Below are 14,291 nucleotides of genomic sequence, written 5' to 3'. Positions count from 1 at the left end.
CGACCCGGCCGATCCGCCGCCACCACCCCCGCCGGGGCCGGGCGGCCTGCACGACCCACCCGGACGCCGGCCGCCGCAGCCCACGCCGGTGGAGGACCCCGACGACGTCGAGCAGGTGCTCAAGCAGCACGCCGCGCGCAAGGCCGGCCGCGACGAGCTGGCCCGGGCGCACCCGGACTTCCGGCAGGTCTCCCCGCAGCTCGGTGAGCTCGACGAGGAGGCGATGGCCGACCTCACCGCCCGGGACCCCGACGCCGCGAACCGGCTGCTCACCGCGATGGGCCGGGCCTTCGACCCCGGGCTGCGCGCGGCCGCCCGCGCCCTGGCCTGCCGGCTGCCGGTGGGCACCCCGCGGGCCGGCGTCCCCGACCGCCCGGGCACCCGCCGGGTGGTGACCCGCCGCGACGACACCGGCAGCGACATCGACCTCGACGCGACCCTCGTCGCCCGGGGCGCGGAACCGCACTGGCGGGCCGAGCACCTGCACACCCGTGGCTGGCGTTCCACCGGCCGGGCCTGCGTGCTGCTGGTGGACGCCTCCGGCTCGGTGGCCGGGGACGAGCTGTCGGTCGCCGTCCTCACCGCCTCGGCGCTGGCCCAGCGGATGCGGCCGGGCGACGAGCTGGCCGTGGTGGCGTTCTGGTCGCAGGCGGTGGTGCTGCGGCCGCTGTCCACCGACCCGCGCACCGACGTCGTCATCGACCGGCTGTTCGACCTCGACGGCGGTGGCACCACCGACCTCGACCTCGGCCTGCGCACCGCCGCCGTCCAGCTGGCCCGCTCCCGCGCCGCGGCCCGTGACGTGCTGCTGCTCTCCGACGGCATGCCGACCGACAGCCCCGACCCGCTGCCCGCCGCCGGCGCGCTGGCCCGGGCCGGCGCCCACCTGCACGTGCTCTCGCTGTCGGACGACCCGGAGTCGGTCGCCAACTGCGCCGCGCTCGCGGCCGCGGGCGACGGCCGGGTCGCCCCGCTGCTCAAGCCGACGCAGGCCCCGGCCGCGGTGCGGGCCGTCCTGGGCTAGGGGCCGGTCGACGCGGTCGGCGCACCGGCTCCACGGCGTCCCCCGCGCGGGCCGGGTCGAGGGGGACGGTGGAGGTGAGGACGGCCGGCCCGAGCCTCAGCACGCCGTCGGACAGCGTCGCGCAGCGGACCCCGCCGCGCCCCCGCAGCCCCCGGTGCGCCCCGGGCGCGAGGACGACGTCCATCCACCCGCACGGGTTCGCCGGCCGGCCCCCGCGCAGCCGCACCGGCCCCGAGCCGGTGTCGAGGGCGAACTCCTGGCCGCGCAGCGCCTCCACCTCGGCGCCCCGCAGGACGACGGTGCGCCGGGCCAGCAGCGGGTCGAACGGCGCCACGCCGAGCTCGGCGGCCAGCGCCTCCAGGCCCTCGACGGCGAGCACGGTCAGCTGGGCGTCGCGGTGGGCGGGCCGGCCGGCGTAGCGATCACCCACCACCCCGTGCCCGGCGCGCACCGCGATCTCCGCGCGGTGGTCGTCGTCCACCGTCGGGACCCCGCCGCCGGGGCGTCCGCCGTAGCGGTGCACCGGGGAGGCGAGCAGCGCGACGACCTCGACGTCGTAGCGGTACGGGAGGGGCGTCAGCGGGCCGGCCCGGCGTCGAGCAGCCCGTACGCGCGGGCCTCGTCGACGTCGAGCAACCTCCCGGCGCGCATGTCGGCGGCGACCTCCTCGACCGGACGACCGCACGCGGCGGCCAGCCGCTCCTGCAGCCGGCGCAGCTGCCGCACGTGCTCGGCGGCCCAGGCCTCCACCTCGTGGCCGGGCACGCCGCGCGGCGCCCGCGGCTCGACCAGCCGGAAGCTCGCGTGCGCCCCGGCCTGCCGGGAGTCGGCTACGGCCAGCACGGCGAGTGCGGGGCCGGTGAGGGTGCCCAGCGACGTGGCGTGCACGGGCGCGCCCACGAGGTCGAGGGCGTCGACGAGGGTGAGGGCGCCGTCGAGGTCCGCGCCGACGCCGGACAACCGCAGGTGGACCGGTCCGTCACCGGTGGCGTCGAGCAGGGCGAGCTCGGCCACGGCCTGGTTCACCGCGTCGGCGTCCAGCTCGCCGGCCAGGGGAATCACGCGCTGCTCGAGCAGTCGCTCGGTCAGCCAGTCCGCCCCGCCGAGGACGACGGTGGCCGACGCCGACGAGGGGCCGGGCACCGGCGGCCGCGCCTCCGGCTGCCAGGGGGTGCGGGGCCACTCCGGCGTCCGCGGGGGGAACGGCGGGTCGGGAGGACCGGGCGGCACGGGTGGCCAGGTGGCACGGGTCATGACGGCTCCTCGGACGGTCGGACCTGCCAGTCGACGGTGCGGCCCAGCGCGGCCGCGTAGCGCTCCAGCGTGGACAGCCGCGCGTCGAGCTCACCGCTCTCCAGCCGGGCGACCGCCGACTGCGACGTCCCCATGCGCGCGGCGACGTCGGTCTGGCTGAGGTCGCTCTCCCGGCGGGCGCGGACGAGCTCCTCGATCAGCTCGCGCCGGCGGTCGGCGAGGCCCTCCAGGCCCGGGAACCGGCTGCGGCGCGGTGGCACACCAGCAACGGTATACCTGTTCCGCTATAGCGGGGAGCCCCGACGGCGTCTAGCGGTCGGCGGTCTTGTGGATCGGGCCCTCGATGCCGGTCAGCCGCTCGCCGGAGCCACCCCAGCGCCCGGCGATGATCTCCGCGGCGATGGAGATCGCCGTCTCCTCCGGGGTGCGGGCCCCGAGGTCCAGCCCGATGGGCGAGGAGAGCCGCGCCAACTCCTCCTTGGCCAGCCCCGCCTCCTCCAGCCGCGCCAGCCGCTCCTCGTGGGTGCGCCGGGAACCCATCGCGCCCACGTAGGCGACCGGGATCCGCAGCGCGACCTCCAGCAGTGGGACGTCGAACTTGGGGTCGTGGGTGAGTACGCACAGCACGGTGCGCTCGTCGATGCGGCCGGCGTCCACCTCGGCCTGCAGGTAACGGTGCGGCCACTCCACGACGACCTCGTGCGCGTCGGGGAAGCGCTTGGGGGTGGCGAACACCGGGCGGGCGTCGCAGACGGTGACCCGGTAGCCGAGGAACGCCCCCACCCGGGCCACGGCGGCGGCGAAGTCGATGGCGCCGAAGACGACCATCCGGGCCGCCGGGGCGAAGGCGTTGACGAACAGCGACAGGTCGTCGCCGCGCCGCTCGCCGTCGTGGCCGACGTGCATCATCCCGGTCCGGCCGGCGGCGAGCATGCCGCGGGCGTCGGCGGCGACGGCGTCGTCCAGGCGCTGCAGGCCGAGGGTGCCCGAGGCGCGGTCGGGCCAGACGACCAGCCGCCGGCCCACCCGGTCCTCCGGGCCGGCGACGCAGGTGACGACGGCGACCGGCTCGTGCGCGGCCACGGACTCGGCGATCTCCCCGAGCTCGGGGAACGACTCGCGGGAGACCCGCTCCACGAAGACGTCGAGGATGCCGCCGCAGGTCAGGCCCACGGCGAAGGCGTCGTCGTCACTGACCCCGTACCGCTCCAGCGTCGGGACGCCGGTCTCGACGACGTCCTTGGCCTCCTCGTAGACCGCGCCCTCGACGCAGCCGCCGGAGACGCTGCCCACGGCGGTGCCGTCCGGGCCGACCAGCATGGACGCGCCCGCCGGCCGTGGGGCCGAGCGCCAGGTGGCCACCACGGTGCCCATGCCGACGGTCTCCCCCGCCTGCCACCAGCCGACCAGGTCCTCGAGCACGTCACGCATCGCTGCCTCTCCTCCGAGTGGAGTGTGGGAGTGCAGGAAACCTGCACCGTGGCACTCCGCTCAACACCTCAGGCACGCGAGATCACTCCCGCGAGCTCCTCGAACGCCGCCATGCTGTGCCCCGCGACGAAGTGGTCGACCGACGGCAGCGCCGCCTGCATGCCGGCCGTGAGCGGCTCGTAGCCCTCCCGGCCCTTGTGCGGGTTGACCCACACGACCGCGTGGGCCAGCCGGTGCAGCCGCGCCATCTGCTCGGCCAGCACCTCGGTGCCGCCGCGTTCCCAGCCGTCGCTGCACACGACGACGACCGCCCCGCGGGCAGTGCCGCGCTGCCCCCACCGGTCGAGGAACGCCTTGAGCACGTCGCCGAGGCGGGTGCCGCCCGACCAGTCCGGGATGGCGGCACCACTGGCGGCCAGCGCCTTGTCGGGGTCGCGCATCCGCAGCTCCCGCGTCACGCGGGTCAGCCGGGTGCCGATCGTGAACACCTCGGTCGCCGCGGGGTGGGCGCGGACGGCGGCGTGCCCGAAACGCAGCAGCGCGTCGGCGTAGGGGCTCATCGAGCCGGAGACGTCGACCAGCAGGACGACGCGGCGCGGGCGGGGCCGGGCGCGGCGGTGCAGCAGCCGGGTGACCTCGCCGCCGTCGTGCAGGGCGCGGCGCACGGTGCGGGAGGCGTGCACCGTCCCGTGCGCGCTGGGCCGCCGCCGCCGCGACGGGCGCATCGGCGAGGCCGGGACGAGCAGGGCGAACAGCCGGCGCAGGTGGTCCCGCTCGGCGACGCTCATCTCGGCGACGTCGCGGTGGCGCAGCACCTCGTCGGCGCTCGCCGTCCCGGCCAGCTCCGGCGGCTGCTCGCCGTCGTCGCTGTGCCCGGTACCGGGCTCCAGCGGTGCGGTCGTGGCCAGCTGCTGCTCCGGCCGGCCCGCCGAGCGGGTCGGCCGCGGCGCCTCGCCGCCGAAGTACGCGGCGAAGGCGGCGTCGTAGCGCTCCAGGTCGTCCGGTCCGCCGCACAGGGTGAGCCGGCCGGCCCAGTACACGTCGGTCGCGTCGAGGACGTCGAGCGCCCCGACGGCGGCCAGCATCGCCTCGACCCGGTCGGGCGAGGCGGTCACCCCGGCGTGCCGGAGGGTGCGCGCGAAGCCCAGGACCGTGTCGACGACGTCGCGCGACGGCTGCACCCCGACGGCCCCGCCCCGAGCTCGCGCGGGGGAAGGGGGACGGGGTCCTTCCTCAGCTGCCACCGAAGAGCGCCCCCCGGGCCAGGGCGTGCACGCGGTCGGCGTCCTCCCGGTACTTGAGCACCGCACCCAGCGTGCGCGCGGCGATGTCGGGGTCGAGGTCGCGGGCGCCGAGGGTCTGCAGCGCGGTGGCCCAGTCCATGGCCTCGGCCACGCCGGGCGGCTTGAGCAGGTCGAGCGTGCGCAGCTTCGCCGTCGCCCGGGCCACCTCGCGGGCCAGCTGCTCGGTGACCTCCGGCAGCCGGCGCCGTAGGATCGCGACCTCGCGGTCGAAGTCGGGGTGCTGCAGCCAGTGGTAGAGGCAGCGCCGCTTGAGGGCGTCGTGCACCTCGCGGGTGCGGTTGGACGTGAGGATGACCAGCGGCGGGGTGGCCGCGCGGATGGTGCCCAGCTCCGGGATGGAGATGGTGAAGTCCGAGAGCACCTCGAGCAGGAACGCCTCGAACTCGTCGTCGGCGCGGTCGACCTCGTCGACCAGCAGTACGGACGGCGAGTCCTCCAGGGCCTGCAGCAACGGGCGGGCCAGCAGGAACCGGCGGTCGTAGAGGGAGGCCTCCAGCGTCTCGGTGTCGCCGGTGGCGTGCGCGGCCTCCGCGGCCCGCAGGTGCAGCAGCTGCCGGCCGAAGTCCCAGTCGTAGAGCGCCTGGCTGGCCTCCAGGCCCTCGTAGCACTGCAGCCGGTACAGCGGGCGGCCGGTCACCTGGGCCAGCGCCTGGGCCAGCGCGGTCTTGCCGACGCCGGCCTCACCCTCGAGGAACAGCGGCCGGTGCATCGCCAGGGCTAGGTAGGCGGCGGTGGCCAGCCCCTCGTCGGGCAGGTACCCGGTGCCCTCCAGGGCCGCGGCCAGGTCCTCGGGGCCGGTGAAGCCCTCGCGCGGGGCGGACACCGGCTCCAGCGTGGTCTCACTCACGTACTGAGCATCCCACCTGCGGTGTCCGGGCGACGGGCGGTCGTCCGGATGGCGCCCTCCACGCGACGGCGCCCGCCCGGGCGAGCCGGGCGGGCGCCGTTCGGGGCGGTCGGGTCAGCCGATCCGGCCGTCCCGGTCACGGTCCAGGGCGTCCTTGGCCTTCTCCTTGAGGCTGCGGTCGTCACGGCCGGTCACGTCGTCCCGGACGCCGGTGCCCGCGGTGCCGCCGTCCACGTCGATCCGCTCCTTGCGGACGTCGGCGTTGACGGTCTCGGTGTCGGTGACCGTCTCCTTGTCGAGGCGCACGCGCTCGACGGGGACGGCCTGCTTCTCCACGACCGGACGCTCGGCGTGCAGCGTGACCTCGTGCTCCTCCTCGGAGATCGCGGGGCCGTCCATCGCGTTGCCGATGTTGGCGTCGGTGATCGGCTCGCGCTCGACCCGGACCTCCTCGCGGGAGACCGGCACCGTCTCGGTCTGGTTCTCGGTCACGACGTACTTGCGCAGCCGGGCGCGCCCGACCTCCTCGCGGCGGGTGCCGACGTCGAGCCGCTCCTCCGAGCGCGTCATCGCGTTGTCCGTCGTGGGGCCGGAGGTGTCGCGGCCGACGGCGGGGCGGGTGTCGGTGTGCCGGGCGTGGCCGGCGTCGGTGCCGGTCAGGTCCCGGTCCCGGCCGGTCAGGTCGCGGTCCCGGTCGGTCAGGTCACGGTCCCGGTCGGTCATCCCGGTGGTCGCCATGCCGGTGGTCGACTCGGTCCGGGTGTCGGTGCGGCCCGTCCCGGCCGTCCCGGCGCTCGACTCCAGGTTGTAGTACCGGTAGAGCTCCTGCTCCTCCTGCGGCGAGAGGTGCCCGTCGGTGTCGATCTTCGGGGCGTCCTTGACGGCGCTCTTGCTCACCGGTACCCGGAGCCCGTCATCGGTCAGGTCCGCGTCCCGGATCGGGACGAAGGACTCCTTGGTGCCGAACAGGCCGGTGCGCACGGTGACCCACTCGGGCTGGCCGGTCTCGTCGTCGAGGTAGACCTCCGACGCCGATCCGATCTTCTCGCCGGACTGGTCGTAGACGTCCTTGCCGATCACACGGCTGATGGTCTCGGTACCGATCATCGTCGTTCGTCGCTCCCATCTGAGCACGGGGTGTCACGGTCACCTGATGGGTGACCGGGGCCGGGCCGACGAAACGAGACCGGTCACACGACACGCCCGGAGAGCGCACACGCACCCATCGGAGTCGACCGCCGCCATGCCCCGGGGTGGACCGTCCCCGCAGGTCAGGAGCCGATAGATGGCGCGCAACCGGATCGCCCGACGCCGCCGGGCGGGAGAGTGACTCTCCGCGATCGCCGCACCGCCGGGCGTGTCGCGTCACCCACCGTCCCGGCGCGTCGCCGCCGCCCTCCGGGGTGCGGCTGCTCATCCTGGACGGCGTGCCTCCCCGCTCGCCGTACGACGACCTGGTCCACCCGCGCACCGTGAAGAAGCCGCCGCCGCAGGTGGAGGCGCTCCGGGACGTCGTCGTCGAGGACCCGAGCAGCGGGTTCGTCGGCGCCGTCGTGCGCTGCGAGAAGGACGTCGTCCACCTCGAGGACCGCTTCGGGAAGGTCCGCGCCTACCCGCTGGGCCCCGGCTTCTGGGTCGACGGCCGCCCGGTCGTGCTCGTCCGGCCGAAGCAGAACGCCCCGTCCGGCCCGCAGCGCAGCGCCTCCGGCTCCACCTACGTCGTCGGCGCGCGCGCCCGGGTCGCTCGCGAGGGCCGCATCTACGTCGAGGGCAAGCACGACGCCGAGCTGGTGGAGAAGGTGTGGGGCCACGACCTGCGCATCGAGGGCGTCGTGGTCGAGCCGCTGCACGGCGTCGACGACCTGCCGGCCATCGTCCGCGACTTCCGCCCCTCCTCCGGACGGCGGCTGGGCGTCCTCGTCGACCACCTGGTGACCGGCTCGAAGGAGTCGCGGATCGCCGACCAGGTCACCGGAGCGCACGCGCTGGTCGTCGGCCACCCCTTCATCGACATCTGGCAGGCGGTCAAGCCGCAGGTGGTCGGGATCAAGGCGTGGCCGACCGTGCCCAAGGGCGAGTCGTGGAAGGAGGGGATCTGCCGGCGGCTGGGCTGGGAGGACGACACCGGCTACGTGTGGGCCCAGCGCATCCTCGCCCGGGTGCGCACGTGGACCGACCTGGAGCCGGCGCTGATCGGGCGGGTCGAGGAGCTCATCGACTTCGTCACCACCGACTGAGCGGAGCACTCCGCCGCGCAGAACGCGTCCCCGGCGCTCCGCAGGGTCTTGCCGCGGCGCGGGGCACGCGCCATTGTCTCATTCATCTGAGTCAATGGGAGTGTCCGTGAGCCTGCTCGTCCTGCTGCCGGTCCTCGCCGGGATGGCCACCGTGGTCGCCACCGGCCTGCTCCGCCGCTCGCCGCCCAGCCGGGAGCAGACGGTGGCCACCGCCCGGCGGCACGCCCGGTACGGCTCCGCCGCCGCGCTCGGAGGCGGGGCGGCCGCCGCGCTGTGGGTGGGGACGACGCGCCTCGGCGACCCCTCCCCCGGCAGCCTGGGGGTCACCGCGCTCCTGGTCCCGATCGTGTTCGGCGTCGTCCACACCGTGGTCCTCGCCCTCGCCGAGCTGACGTGGCCGCGGCCCGCCGGCACGGTGCGCCGGGCCCGGCTGGAGCGCCGCGGTCTGCTCGACGCGGCGCCCCGGTGGCTGGTCCGCGGAGCCGGCATCGCGGCGGGGGTGGTGCTGCTGACCGTCGTCGCCGGCGCCGTCACCGCGGCACCCGACGGCCGCAGCCTCCTGGTCGAGGCCCCACCCGTCACGGCCACCGCGAGCCCGTTCCCCGGGCCCGTCTACGGGCTGCCGGCCGCCCTCGGGCTGCTCGTGCTGGCCGCCGCGACGGCCGCGACGCTGTGGATCGTCGCCAGCCGCCCGGCCGTGGCGACCGAGGACGCGCGGGCCGAGGCCGCGCTGCGGTCCGCGTCGGCGCACCGGGTGCTGCGCGGGGCCACCGCGACGACGCTCGTGGTCGCCGGCGGGTTGCTGGCCACCGCCGGCAGCGCGGTGTGGAGCGTGTCCACCTCGACCGGACACCCGGTGCTCGGCGTCCTCGGGATCGGCCTGGGCGGCTGCGGGGTCAGCGCCCTGCTGGCCGGGGCGGTGGTGGCCTGTGTCCGGGCACCCGGCGTCCCGGCGGACCGGCCGGTGGCCGCCTGACCGCCATGGCCCTGGACATCACGGTCGACGTCGCGGCCGCGACGCCGCCGTACGAGCAGATCCGCCGGCAGATCGCCGCCTACGTCGACGCCGGGCTGCTGGCCGAGGGTGCCCGGCTGCCCACCATGCGGGCCCTGGCCGCCGACCTGGGCGTGGCGGTCGGCACGGTGGGGCGGGCCTACGCGGAACTGGAGGCCGCGGGGCTGGTGGCCAGCCGGCGCCGCACGGGCACGGTCGTCACCGGCCGCCCGAAGGCCCCGGCCGAGGAGGAGCTGCGCCGCGCCGCCGCCGACCTCGCCGCCCGGGCCCGCGCGGCGGGTGTGGACGGCGAGACGGTGCTGGCGATCGTGCGGGCGGCCCTGCTCCGCACGGGCTGAGTGGAGTCGCTCGAGTGCGGGGACCGCTCCCGAGCGACTCCACCAGGGTCAGCCGGGGACGTAGTCGAAGGTGTCCGGGTCCGGGCCGGTGCGCTCGCCGCGGTCCAGGCCGGTGAGGGCGGCCATGGCCGAGTCGTCGAGCTCGAAGTCGAACAGCGCGAAGTTCTCCTCGACCCGCGAGCGGGTGACCGACTTCGGGAAGACGACGTCCCCGCGCTGGATGTGCCAGCGCAGCACCACCTGGGCCGGCGTGCGGCCCAGCTGCTCGGCGATCGCGGTGATGGCCGGGTCGCCGAGCACCTTGCCCTGGGCGATCGGCGACCACGCCTCGGTCACGATCTGGTGCTCGGCGCCGAACGCCCGCAGCTCCTCCTGCGCGAGGTAGGGGTGCACCTCGATCTGGTTGACCGCCGGGCGCACGTCGGTCTCGGCGAACAGCCGCCGCAGGTGGGTGGCGGTGAAGTTGGAGACGCCGATCGCGCGGCACCGCCCGCCGGCGTAGATCTCCTCCATCGCCTTCCACGTCTCGACGTAGTCGACGTCGATGCCGGGCAGCGGCCAGTGGACCAGGAACAGGTCGAGGTGGTCGGTGCCGAGGTCGGCCAGCGTCTGGTCGAAGGCGCGCAGCGCGTCGTCGCGGCGGTGCGCGGCGTTGCTCAGCTTGCTGGTGATGAAGACCTCGTCGCGGTCGACGCCGGCGTTGCGGATGCCCTCCCCGACGCCCTTCTCGTTGCCGTACATCTCCGCGGTGTCGATGTGCCGGTAGCCGACCTCGAGCGCGGCGGCGACCGCGTCGGCGGTGTCCTCGGGCGGGACCTGGTAGACGCCGAACCCGAGCTGCGGGATCTCGACACCGTTGTTGAGCCGGATCGTGGGCACGGTTGCCACGGGTGCTCCTCTCGACGGATGGGGGCGCCGCGCGCGACCGGACGGCGCGCAGCCTGCCGCGGCGAGGGCTACCCGGCCGTCTCCCGCTCAACCCGGCGGCTTCCACCATGCGGCAGCGCGTCGTCCACCCGGCGCAGGAACGGCGACCCGCCGAGGGCCAGCAGCGCGGCCAGCGCCGCGGCGAGGGCCGGGACGGCGAAGGCCGCCTCCGCGCCCCACGCGTCCACGGCCGCACCGGCCAGCGCCGACCCGGCCGTGACGCCGAGGGTGAGCCCCGTGATCGTCCAGGCCAGCGACTCGGTGAGGACGCCGGGCGCCACGCGCGACTCCACCAGCGACGTCCCCGAGACCAGCACCGGCGCGATGGTGAGGCCGGCGAGGAAGCCGCAGCCGATGAGCACCGGCAGCGAGCCCACGCTCCACAGCAGCTGCGCGGCCAGCCCGAAGGCGACCGCCGTCCCGACGAAGCGGGCGGCGAGCGTGCCGGGCAGCCGGGCCAGGCCGTAGACGAGGCCGGCGACGAGGCTGCCGCCGGCGAAGACGGCCAGCGCCGCGCCGGACAGGGCCTGCGCCCCCTCCGCCTCGGCGAACCCGACGACCACGACGTCGATCGCGCCGAACACCGTGCCGACCGCCAGGTACGTGACGACGACGACCAGCAGCGTCGGCGTGAGCACCGACCACCGCCGGGACGGCGCGGTCGCGTCGACCGGGTGGACGGGGGGCTCGGTGGCCCGCTGGGCGGCCAGCCACAGCCCGCCGACGACGCCGAAGCCGACGCCGGTGAGGAACCCGACCGGTGGGGCGATCAGCGTGGCCAGGAGCGTGACCAGCGGCGGGCCGAGCACGAAGACCACCTCGTCGGCCACCGCCTCGAAGGCGTAGGCCGTCTGCCGGGAGACCGGGTCGAGGACCGCCGACCACCGCGCGCGCACCAGCGAGCCGATGTTGGGACCGCAGGCGCCGGCCACCGCGGCCAGCAGGAACCAGCTCCACCGCGGCCCACCGGCGACGACGGAGACGACGAACGCGACGCCGGTGAGGAGGAACGCGGCCATGGCCAGGCGGAGCACCGTCCCCTGGCCGCGGCGGTCCATGGCGCGGGCCCACTGGGGGCCGGCCAGGCCGTAGCTGAGCGCCAGCGTGCCCGAGACGGCACCGGCGACGCCGTAGCTGCCGGTCTCGCCCTCCACGAGCAGCACGGCGCCGAGACCGAGCATGGGCGCCGGGAGCCGGCCGACCCAGCCGGCGAGGGAGAAGGCCACCGAGCCGGGCACGGTGAACAGACGGGCGTACGGACCGAAGACGGTGCGGGGCGACACGGGACTCTCGCGCTTCCTGGCCACGAGCGAGTGCGGGGCTGCCCGCCGGTCTCTCGGGTGGCCCGGAGACGGTAGCAACGACCGCCGACGCCGCGCCGCCAGTTTCCGCGCGCGAGCCGCGTGTCCCCGGGGCCACTGCATGAAGCTTCATGCACTCTGTGTGAGCGACCGCACACGCGGACGCACCGCCTCCCGAAGGAGCCCCGTGTCCGCGACCTCCCGCCCGCGCCTGCTGTGCGCCGCGCTGCTCGCCCTGGCCGTCTCGCTCGCCCCCGGCACCGCCGCCGCGAAGGGCGGTGACGACGCCGTCTCCGTCGAGGACGGCGGCGGAGGCGAGGCCGCCAGCGGCAGCGGCGACTTCGCGGTCACCGTCAACGGCCGCACCACCGACCCCGCCGCCGGGCGGGAGGCCCGCCTGCGGGACGTCACGCCCACCGGCCCGATCGCCGTCACGGGCCGGCACGTCACCTTCACCATCGACCCGGCCACGCTGGGCGTCCACCGGTACACCCTCACCGGCGCCCCGGACCCGCAGCGCATGGTCACCGCCCCGACCGTCGTCTTCGCCTCGAAGGTGCCGCAGCTGACCGCCGCCCAGCTGCGCGGGGTCCGCCTCACCGAGCTGCGACTGCGCGACGGCGTGGTCGTCGCCGAGTTCGCCACGGCGGGCGGCAAGCTGAAGGTGCAGGCGAAGGACGCCCCGCAGGGCGGCATCTTCCAGATGGAGCAGGAGTTCGGCGGCCCCGTCGAGTACGTGCACACCCTCGGCCCGACGCTCTTCTACTTCGTCAACGAGTTCACCGGGAAGGTGAACTTCGGGGACGGCGTGACCGGCGACGCGACGCACCAGATGCTGCTCGGCAAGGACAGCCCCCAGGTGGCCACGAAGCTCGCCCAGGACGGGACGACGAGCCGGTGGTCGGTGGCCTCCGGCGGCCGGATGGGCGGCGTCCTCGGCGAGGACGCCATCGAGCTGTCGGCGGGCGCCACCGACTGCACCAGCGACTGCCAGGCCCGCAACCGCATCCAGGGCTCGGTGCCGGTGCCGCCGGAGCCGGTGGACCCCACCCCGATCGGCTGACCGCACTCCACCCGACGGGGGCGACCGGGACACCGGCCGCCCCCGTCGCACGTCAGCACGGCGGCGCGGTGTCGCCGTCGGCCACTACATTCGAGGGGTGACCTCGACGAGCCCGCTGCCCGACCCGGTGCTGCGCCGTCCCGACCCGGTGCCCGGCACCGGCGGGCTGGTCGACCGGCACGGCCGGGTGGCCACCGACCTGCGCGTGTCCCTGACCGACCGCTGCAACCTGCGCTGCACCTACTGCATGCCGCCCGAGGGGCTGGACTGGCTGCCCAAGGTGGAGGTGCTGACCGACGACGAGATCGCCCGGCTGGTCCGCATCGGCGTGGAGCGCCTCGGCATCCGCGAGGTCCGCTTCACCGGCGGCGAGCCGCTGCTGCGCCCGGGCCTCGTGGGCATCGTCGCGGCAGCCACCGCGCTGCGGCCGCGCCCCGAGGTCAGCCTGACGACGAACGCGATCGGCCTGTCCCGGGTCGCGCCGGCGCTGGCCGAGGCCGGGCTGGACCGGATCAACGTCAGCCTCGACACCCTCGACCGCGACCGGTTCAAGCAGCTCACCATGCGCGACCGGCTCGACGACGTGCTGGCCGGCCTCGCCGCCGCCCAGGCCGCCGGCCTCACCCCGGTGAAGGTCAACGCCGTGCTCCTGCACGGCATGAACGACGTCGACGCCGTCCCGCTGCTGGACTTCTGCCTGGAGCACGGCTACCAGCTGCGCTTCATCGAGCAGATGCCGCTGGACGCCCACCACGCCTGGACCCGCGGCCGCATGGTCACCGCCGAGGACATCCTCGAGCGGCTGTCGGCGGCGCACACCCTCACCCCGGACACCGAGGAGCGCGGCTCGGCCCCCGCCGAGCGGTGGCTGGTCGACGGCGGCCCGGCGACCGTCGGCGTCATCGCCTCGGTGACCCGCTCCTTCTGCGGCACCTGCGACCGGACCCGGCTCACCGCCGACGGGCAGGTCCGCAACTGCCTGTTCGCCCGCGAGGAGTCCGACCTGCGGACGCCGATGCGGGAGGGCGCGACCGACGAGGAGCTGGCCGACCGCTGGCGGATCGCCACGCTCGGCAAGCTGCCCGGGCACGGCATCGACGACCCGAGCTTCCTGCAGCCCTCGCGCCCGATGTCGGCGATCGGCGGCTGAGCCCGTGAGCCGACAGCGAGTGAGCATCGCGGCGAGCTCTGCGAGCGAGGGGCGGAGCGAGCGCGGAGGCGAACCATGAGCACCGGGAGCGACGTCACCGTCCGCTACTTCGCCGGGGCCCGCGCCGCCGCCGGCGTGGACACCGAGACCCGCACCGCGGGCACCCTCGAGGAGCTCGTCGGGCAGATCGTCGACGCGCACGGGGAGCGGCTGGAGCGGGTGCTCACCGCCTGCAGTTTCCTGGTCGACGGAACGCAGACCCGGGACCGCGCGTTGGTCCTGGAACCCGGGGCGGTCGTCGACGTGCTGCCCCCGTTCGCCGGAGGATGATCCCGCCCCCGTGAAGGCGCTGCCTCACCATCGCAAGCCCCCCGAACTGCCGCTGACCGGACGCGCCGCC

General features: G+C 75.8%; 16 protein-coding genes. 7 read left to right on the top strand and 9 right to left on the bottom strand.

Annotated elements, in window-relative coordinates; all coding sequences use genetic code 11:
* Positions 1-88 precede the first annotated feature (88 nt).
* Positions 89-1,024, top strand: a complete 936-nt coding sequence (locus tag ACI78Q_RS03855; RefSeq protein WP_456921999.1) for a vWA domain-containing protein — start codon at positions 89-91, stop codon at positions 1,022-1,024.
* On the opposite strand, the gene ACI78Q_RS03850 is transcribed toward ACI78Q_RS03855, so the two are convergent.
* From ACI78Q_RS03850 to ACI78Q_RS03820, 7 genes are all read right to left on the bottom strand, one after another.
* The gene (locus ACI78Q_RS03850; protein WP_456921998.1) at positions 978-1,505 is read right to left on the bottom strand and encodes a molybdenum cofactor biosysynthesis protein; all 528 of its coding nucleotides are present in this window, start codon (positions 1,503-1,505) and stop codon (positions 978-980) included. The two genes, ACI78Q_RS03855 and ACI78Q_RS03850, sit on opposite strands and share 47 nt — an antisense overlap.
* A gap of 95 nt (positions 1,506-1,600) precedes the next feature.
* Positions 1,601-2,278 (bottom strand): ClpP family protease, encoded by a 678-nt coding sequence (locus ACI78Q_RS03845; RefSeq protein WP_456921997.1) that lies wholly within the window; start codon positions 2,276-2,278, stop codon positions 1,601-1,603.
* Entirely contained in the window at positions 2,275-2,538 is a 264-nt protein-coding gene (locus tag ACI78Q_RS03840) for a helix-turn-helix domain-containing protein (protein ID WP_456921996.1), read from the bottom strand. Before ACI78Q_RS03840 ends, ACI78Q_RS03845 begins: the two co-directional genes overlap by 4 nt.
* A gap of 49 nt (positions 2,539-2,587) precedes the next feature.
* The gene (locus ACI78Q_RS03835) at positions 2,588-3,709 is read right to left on the bottom strand and encodes an XdhC family protein (RefSeq protein ID WP_456921995.1); all 1,122 of its coding nucleotides are present in this window, start codon (positions 3,707-3,709) and stop codon (positions 2,588-2,590) included.
* A 68-nt stretch (positions 3,710-3,777) separates the two neighbouring features.
* Complete coding sequence (locus tag ACI78Q_RS03830; RefSeq protein ID WP_456921994.1) at positions 3,778-4,890, bottom strand: vWA domain-containing protein; 1,113 nt, start codon at positions 4,888-4,890, stop codon at positions 3,778-3,780.
* Between the two features lie 52 nt (positions 4,891-4,942).
* Entirely contained in the window at positions 4,943-5,860 is a 918-nt protein-coding gene (locus tag ACI78Q_RS03825) for an AAA family ATPase (RefSeq protein WP_456921993.1), read from the bottom strand.
* Between the two features lie 114 nt (positions 5,861-5,974).
* Entirely contained in the window at positions 5,975-6,967 is a 993-nt protein-coding gene (locus ACI78Q_RS03820) for a DUF2382 domain-containing protein (protein ID WP_456921992.1), read from the bottom strand.
* Between the two features lie 320 nt (positions 6,968-7,287).
* Here ACI78Q_RS03820 and ACI78Q_RS03815 point away from each other — a divergent pair, with 320 nt between their 5' ends.
* The 3 genes from ACI78Q_RS03815 to ACI78Q_RS03805 all read left to right on the top strand — a co-directional run bounded on the left by ACI78Q_RS03815 (position 7,288) and on the right by ACI78Q_RS03805 (position 9,450).
* Positions 7,288-8,097 carry a DUF3097 domain-containing protein gene (locus tag ACI78Q_RS03815; RefSeq protein WP_456921991.1) on the top strand — a complete coding sequence of 270 codons (810 nt, stop codon included), beginning with the start codon at positions 7,288-7,290 and terminating at the stop codon, positions 8,095-8,097.
* A 106-nt stretch (positions 8,098-8,203) separates the two neighbouring features.
* On the top strand, positions 8,204-9,073 hold the full coding sequence (locus ACI78Q_RS03810; protein WP_456921990.1) for a hypothetical protein: 870 nt from the start codon (positions 8,204-8,206) through the stop codon (positions 9,071-9,073).
* Positions 9,074-9,078: 5 nt separating this feature from the next.
* Positions 9,079-9,450, top strand: a complete 372-nt coding sequence (locus tag ACI78Q_RS03805; protein WP_456921989.1) for a GntR family transcriptional regulator — start codon at positions 9,079-9,081, stop codon at positions 9,448-9,450.
* Positions 9,451-9,498: 48 nt separating this feature from the next.
* Here the strand turns inward: ACI78Q_RS03805 and ACI78Q_RS03800 are convergent, their stop codons facing one another.
* Both ACI78Q_RS03800 and ACI78Q_RS03795 read right to left on the bottom strand, forming a co-directional pair.
* Positions 9,499-10,338 (bottom strand): aldo/keto reductase, encoded by an 840-nt coding sequence (locus ACI78Q_RS03800; RefSeq protein ID WP_456921988.1) that lies wholly within the window; start codon positions 10,336-10,338, stop codon positions 9,499-9,501.
* A 68-nt stretch (positions 10,339-10,406) separates the two neighbouring features.
* Positions 10,407-11,660: an MFS transporter gene (locus ACI78Q_RS03795; protein WP_456921987.1), complete on the bottom strand. Its 1,254-nt coding sequence runs from the start codon at positions 11,658-11,660 to the stop codon at positions 10,407-10,409.
* Between the two features lie 205 nt (positions 11,661-11,865).
* Here ACI78Q_RS03795 and ACI78Q_RS03790 point away from each other — a divergent pair, with 205 nt between their 5' ends.
* The 3 genes from ACI78Q_RS03790 (at position 11,866) to ACI78Q_RS03780 (ending at position 14,221) form a co-directional block, all read left to right on the top strand.
* Positions 11,866-12,741 carry a hypothetical protein gene (locus ACI78Q_RS03790; RefSeq protein ID WP_456921986.1) on the top strand — a complete coding sequence of 292 codons (876 nt, stop codon included), beginning with the start codon at positions 11,866-11,868 and terminating at the stop codon, positions 12,739-12,741.
* A 97-nt stretch (positions 12,742-12,838) separates the two neighbouring features.
* Entirely contained in the window at positions 12,839-13,891 is a 1,053-nt protein-coding gene (moaA, locus tag ACI78Q_RS03785) for a GTP 3',8-cyclase MoaA (RefSeq protein WP_456921985.1), read from the top strand.
* A gap of 75 nt (positions 13,892-13,966) precedes the next feature.
* Positions 13,967-14,221 carry a MoaD/ThiS family protein gene (locus tag ACI78Q_RS03780; protein ID WP_456921984.1) on the top strand — a complete coding sequence of 85 codons (255 nt, stop codon included), beginning with the start codon at positions 13,967-13,969 and terminating at the stop codon, positions 14,219-14,221.
* Positions 14,222-14,291: the final 70 nt, after the last annotated feature.

Source organism: Geodermatophilus sp. SYSU D00705 (assembly GCF_054050135.1).
Note: the sequence above shows the minus strand (reverse complement) of the source record. Positions and strands in the feature narration are given on the sequence as shown.

What these genes read in the sequence shown, in the direction of transcription:
- ACI78Q_RS03845 (WP_456921997.1), bottom strand. Translation starts at nt 2,278, where the DNA reads ATGACCCGTGCCACCTGGCCACCCGTGCCGCCCGGTCCTCCCGACCCG.
- ACI78Q_RS03820 (WP_456921992.1), bottom strand. Translation starts at nt 6,967, where the DNA reads ATGATCGGTACCGAGACCATCAGCCGTGTGATCGGCAAGGACGTCTAC.
- ACI78Q_RS03780 (WP_456921984.1), top strand. Translation starts at nt 13,967, where the DNA reads ATGAGCACCGGGAGCGACGTCACCGTCCGCTACTTCGCCGGGGCCCGC.
- ACI78Q_RS03805 (WP_456921989.1), top strand. Translation starts at nt 9,079, where the DNA reads ATGGCCCTGGACATCACGGTCGACGTCGCGGCCGCGACGCCGCCGTAC.
- ACI78Q_RS03835 (WP_456921995.1), bottom strand. Translation starts at nt 3,709, where the DNA reads ATGCGTGACGTGCTCGAGGACCTGGTCGGCTGGTGGCAGGCGGGGGAG.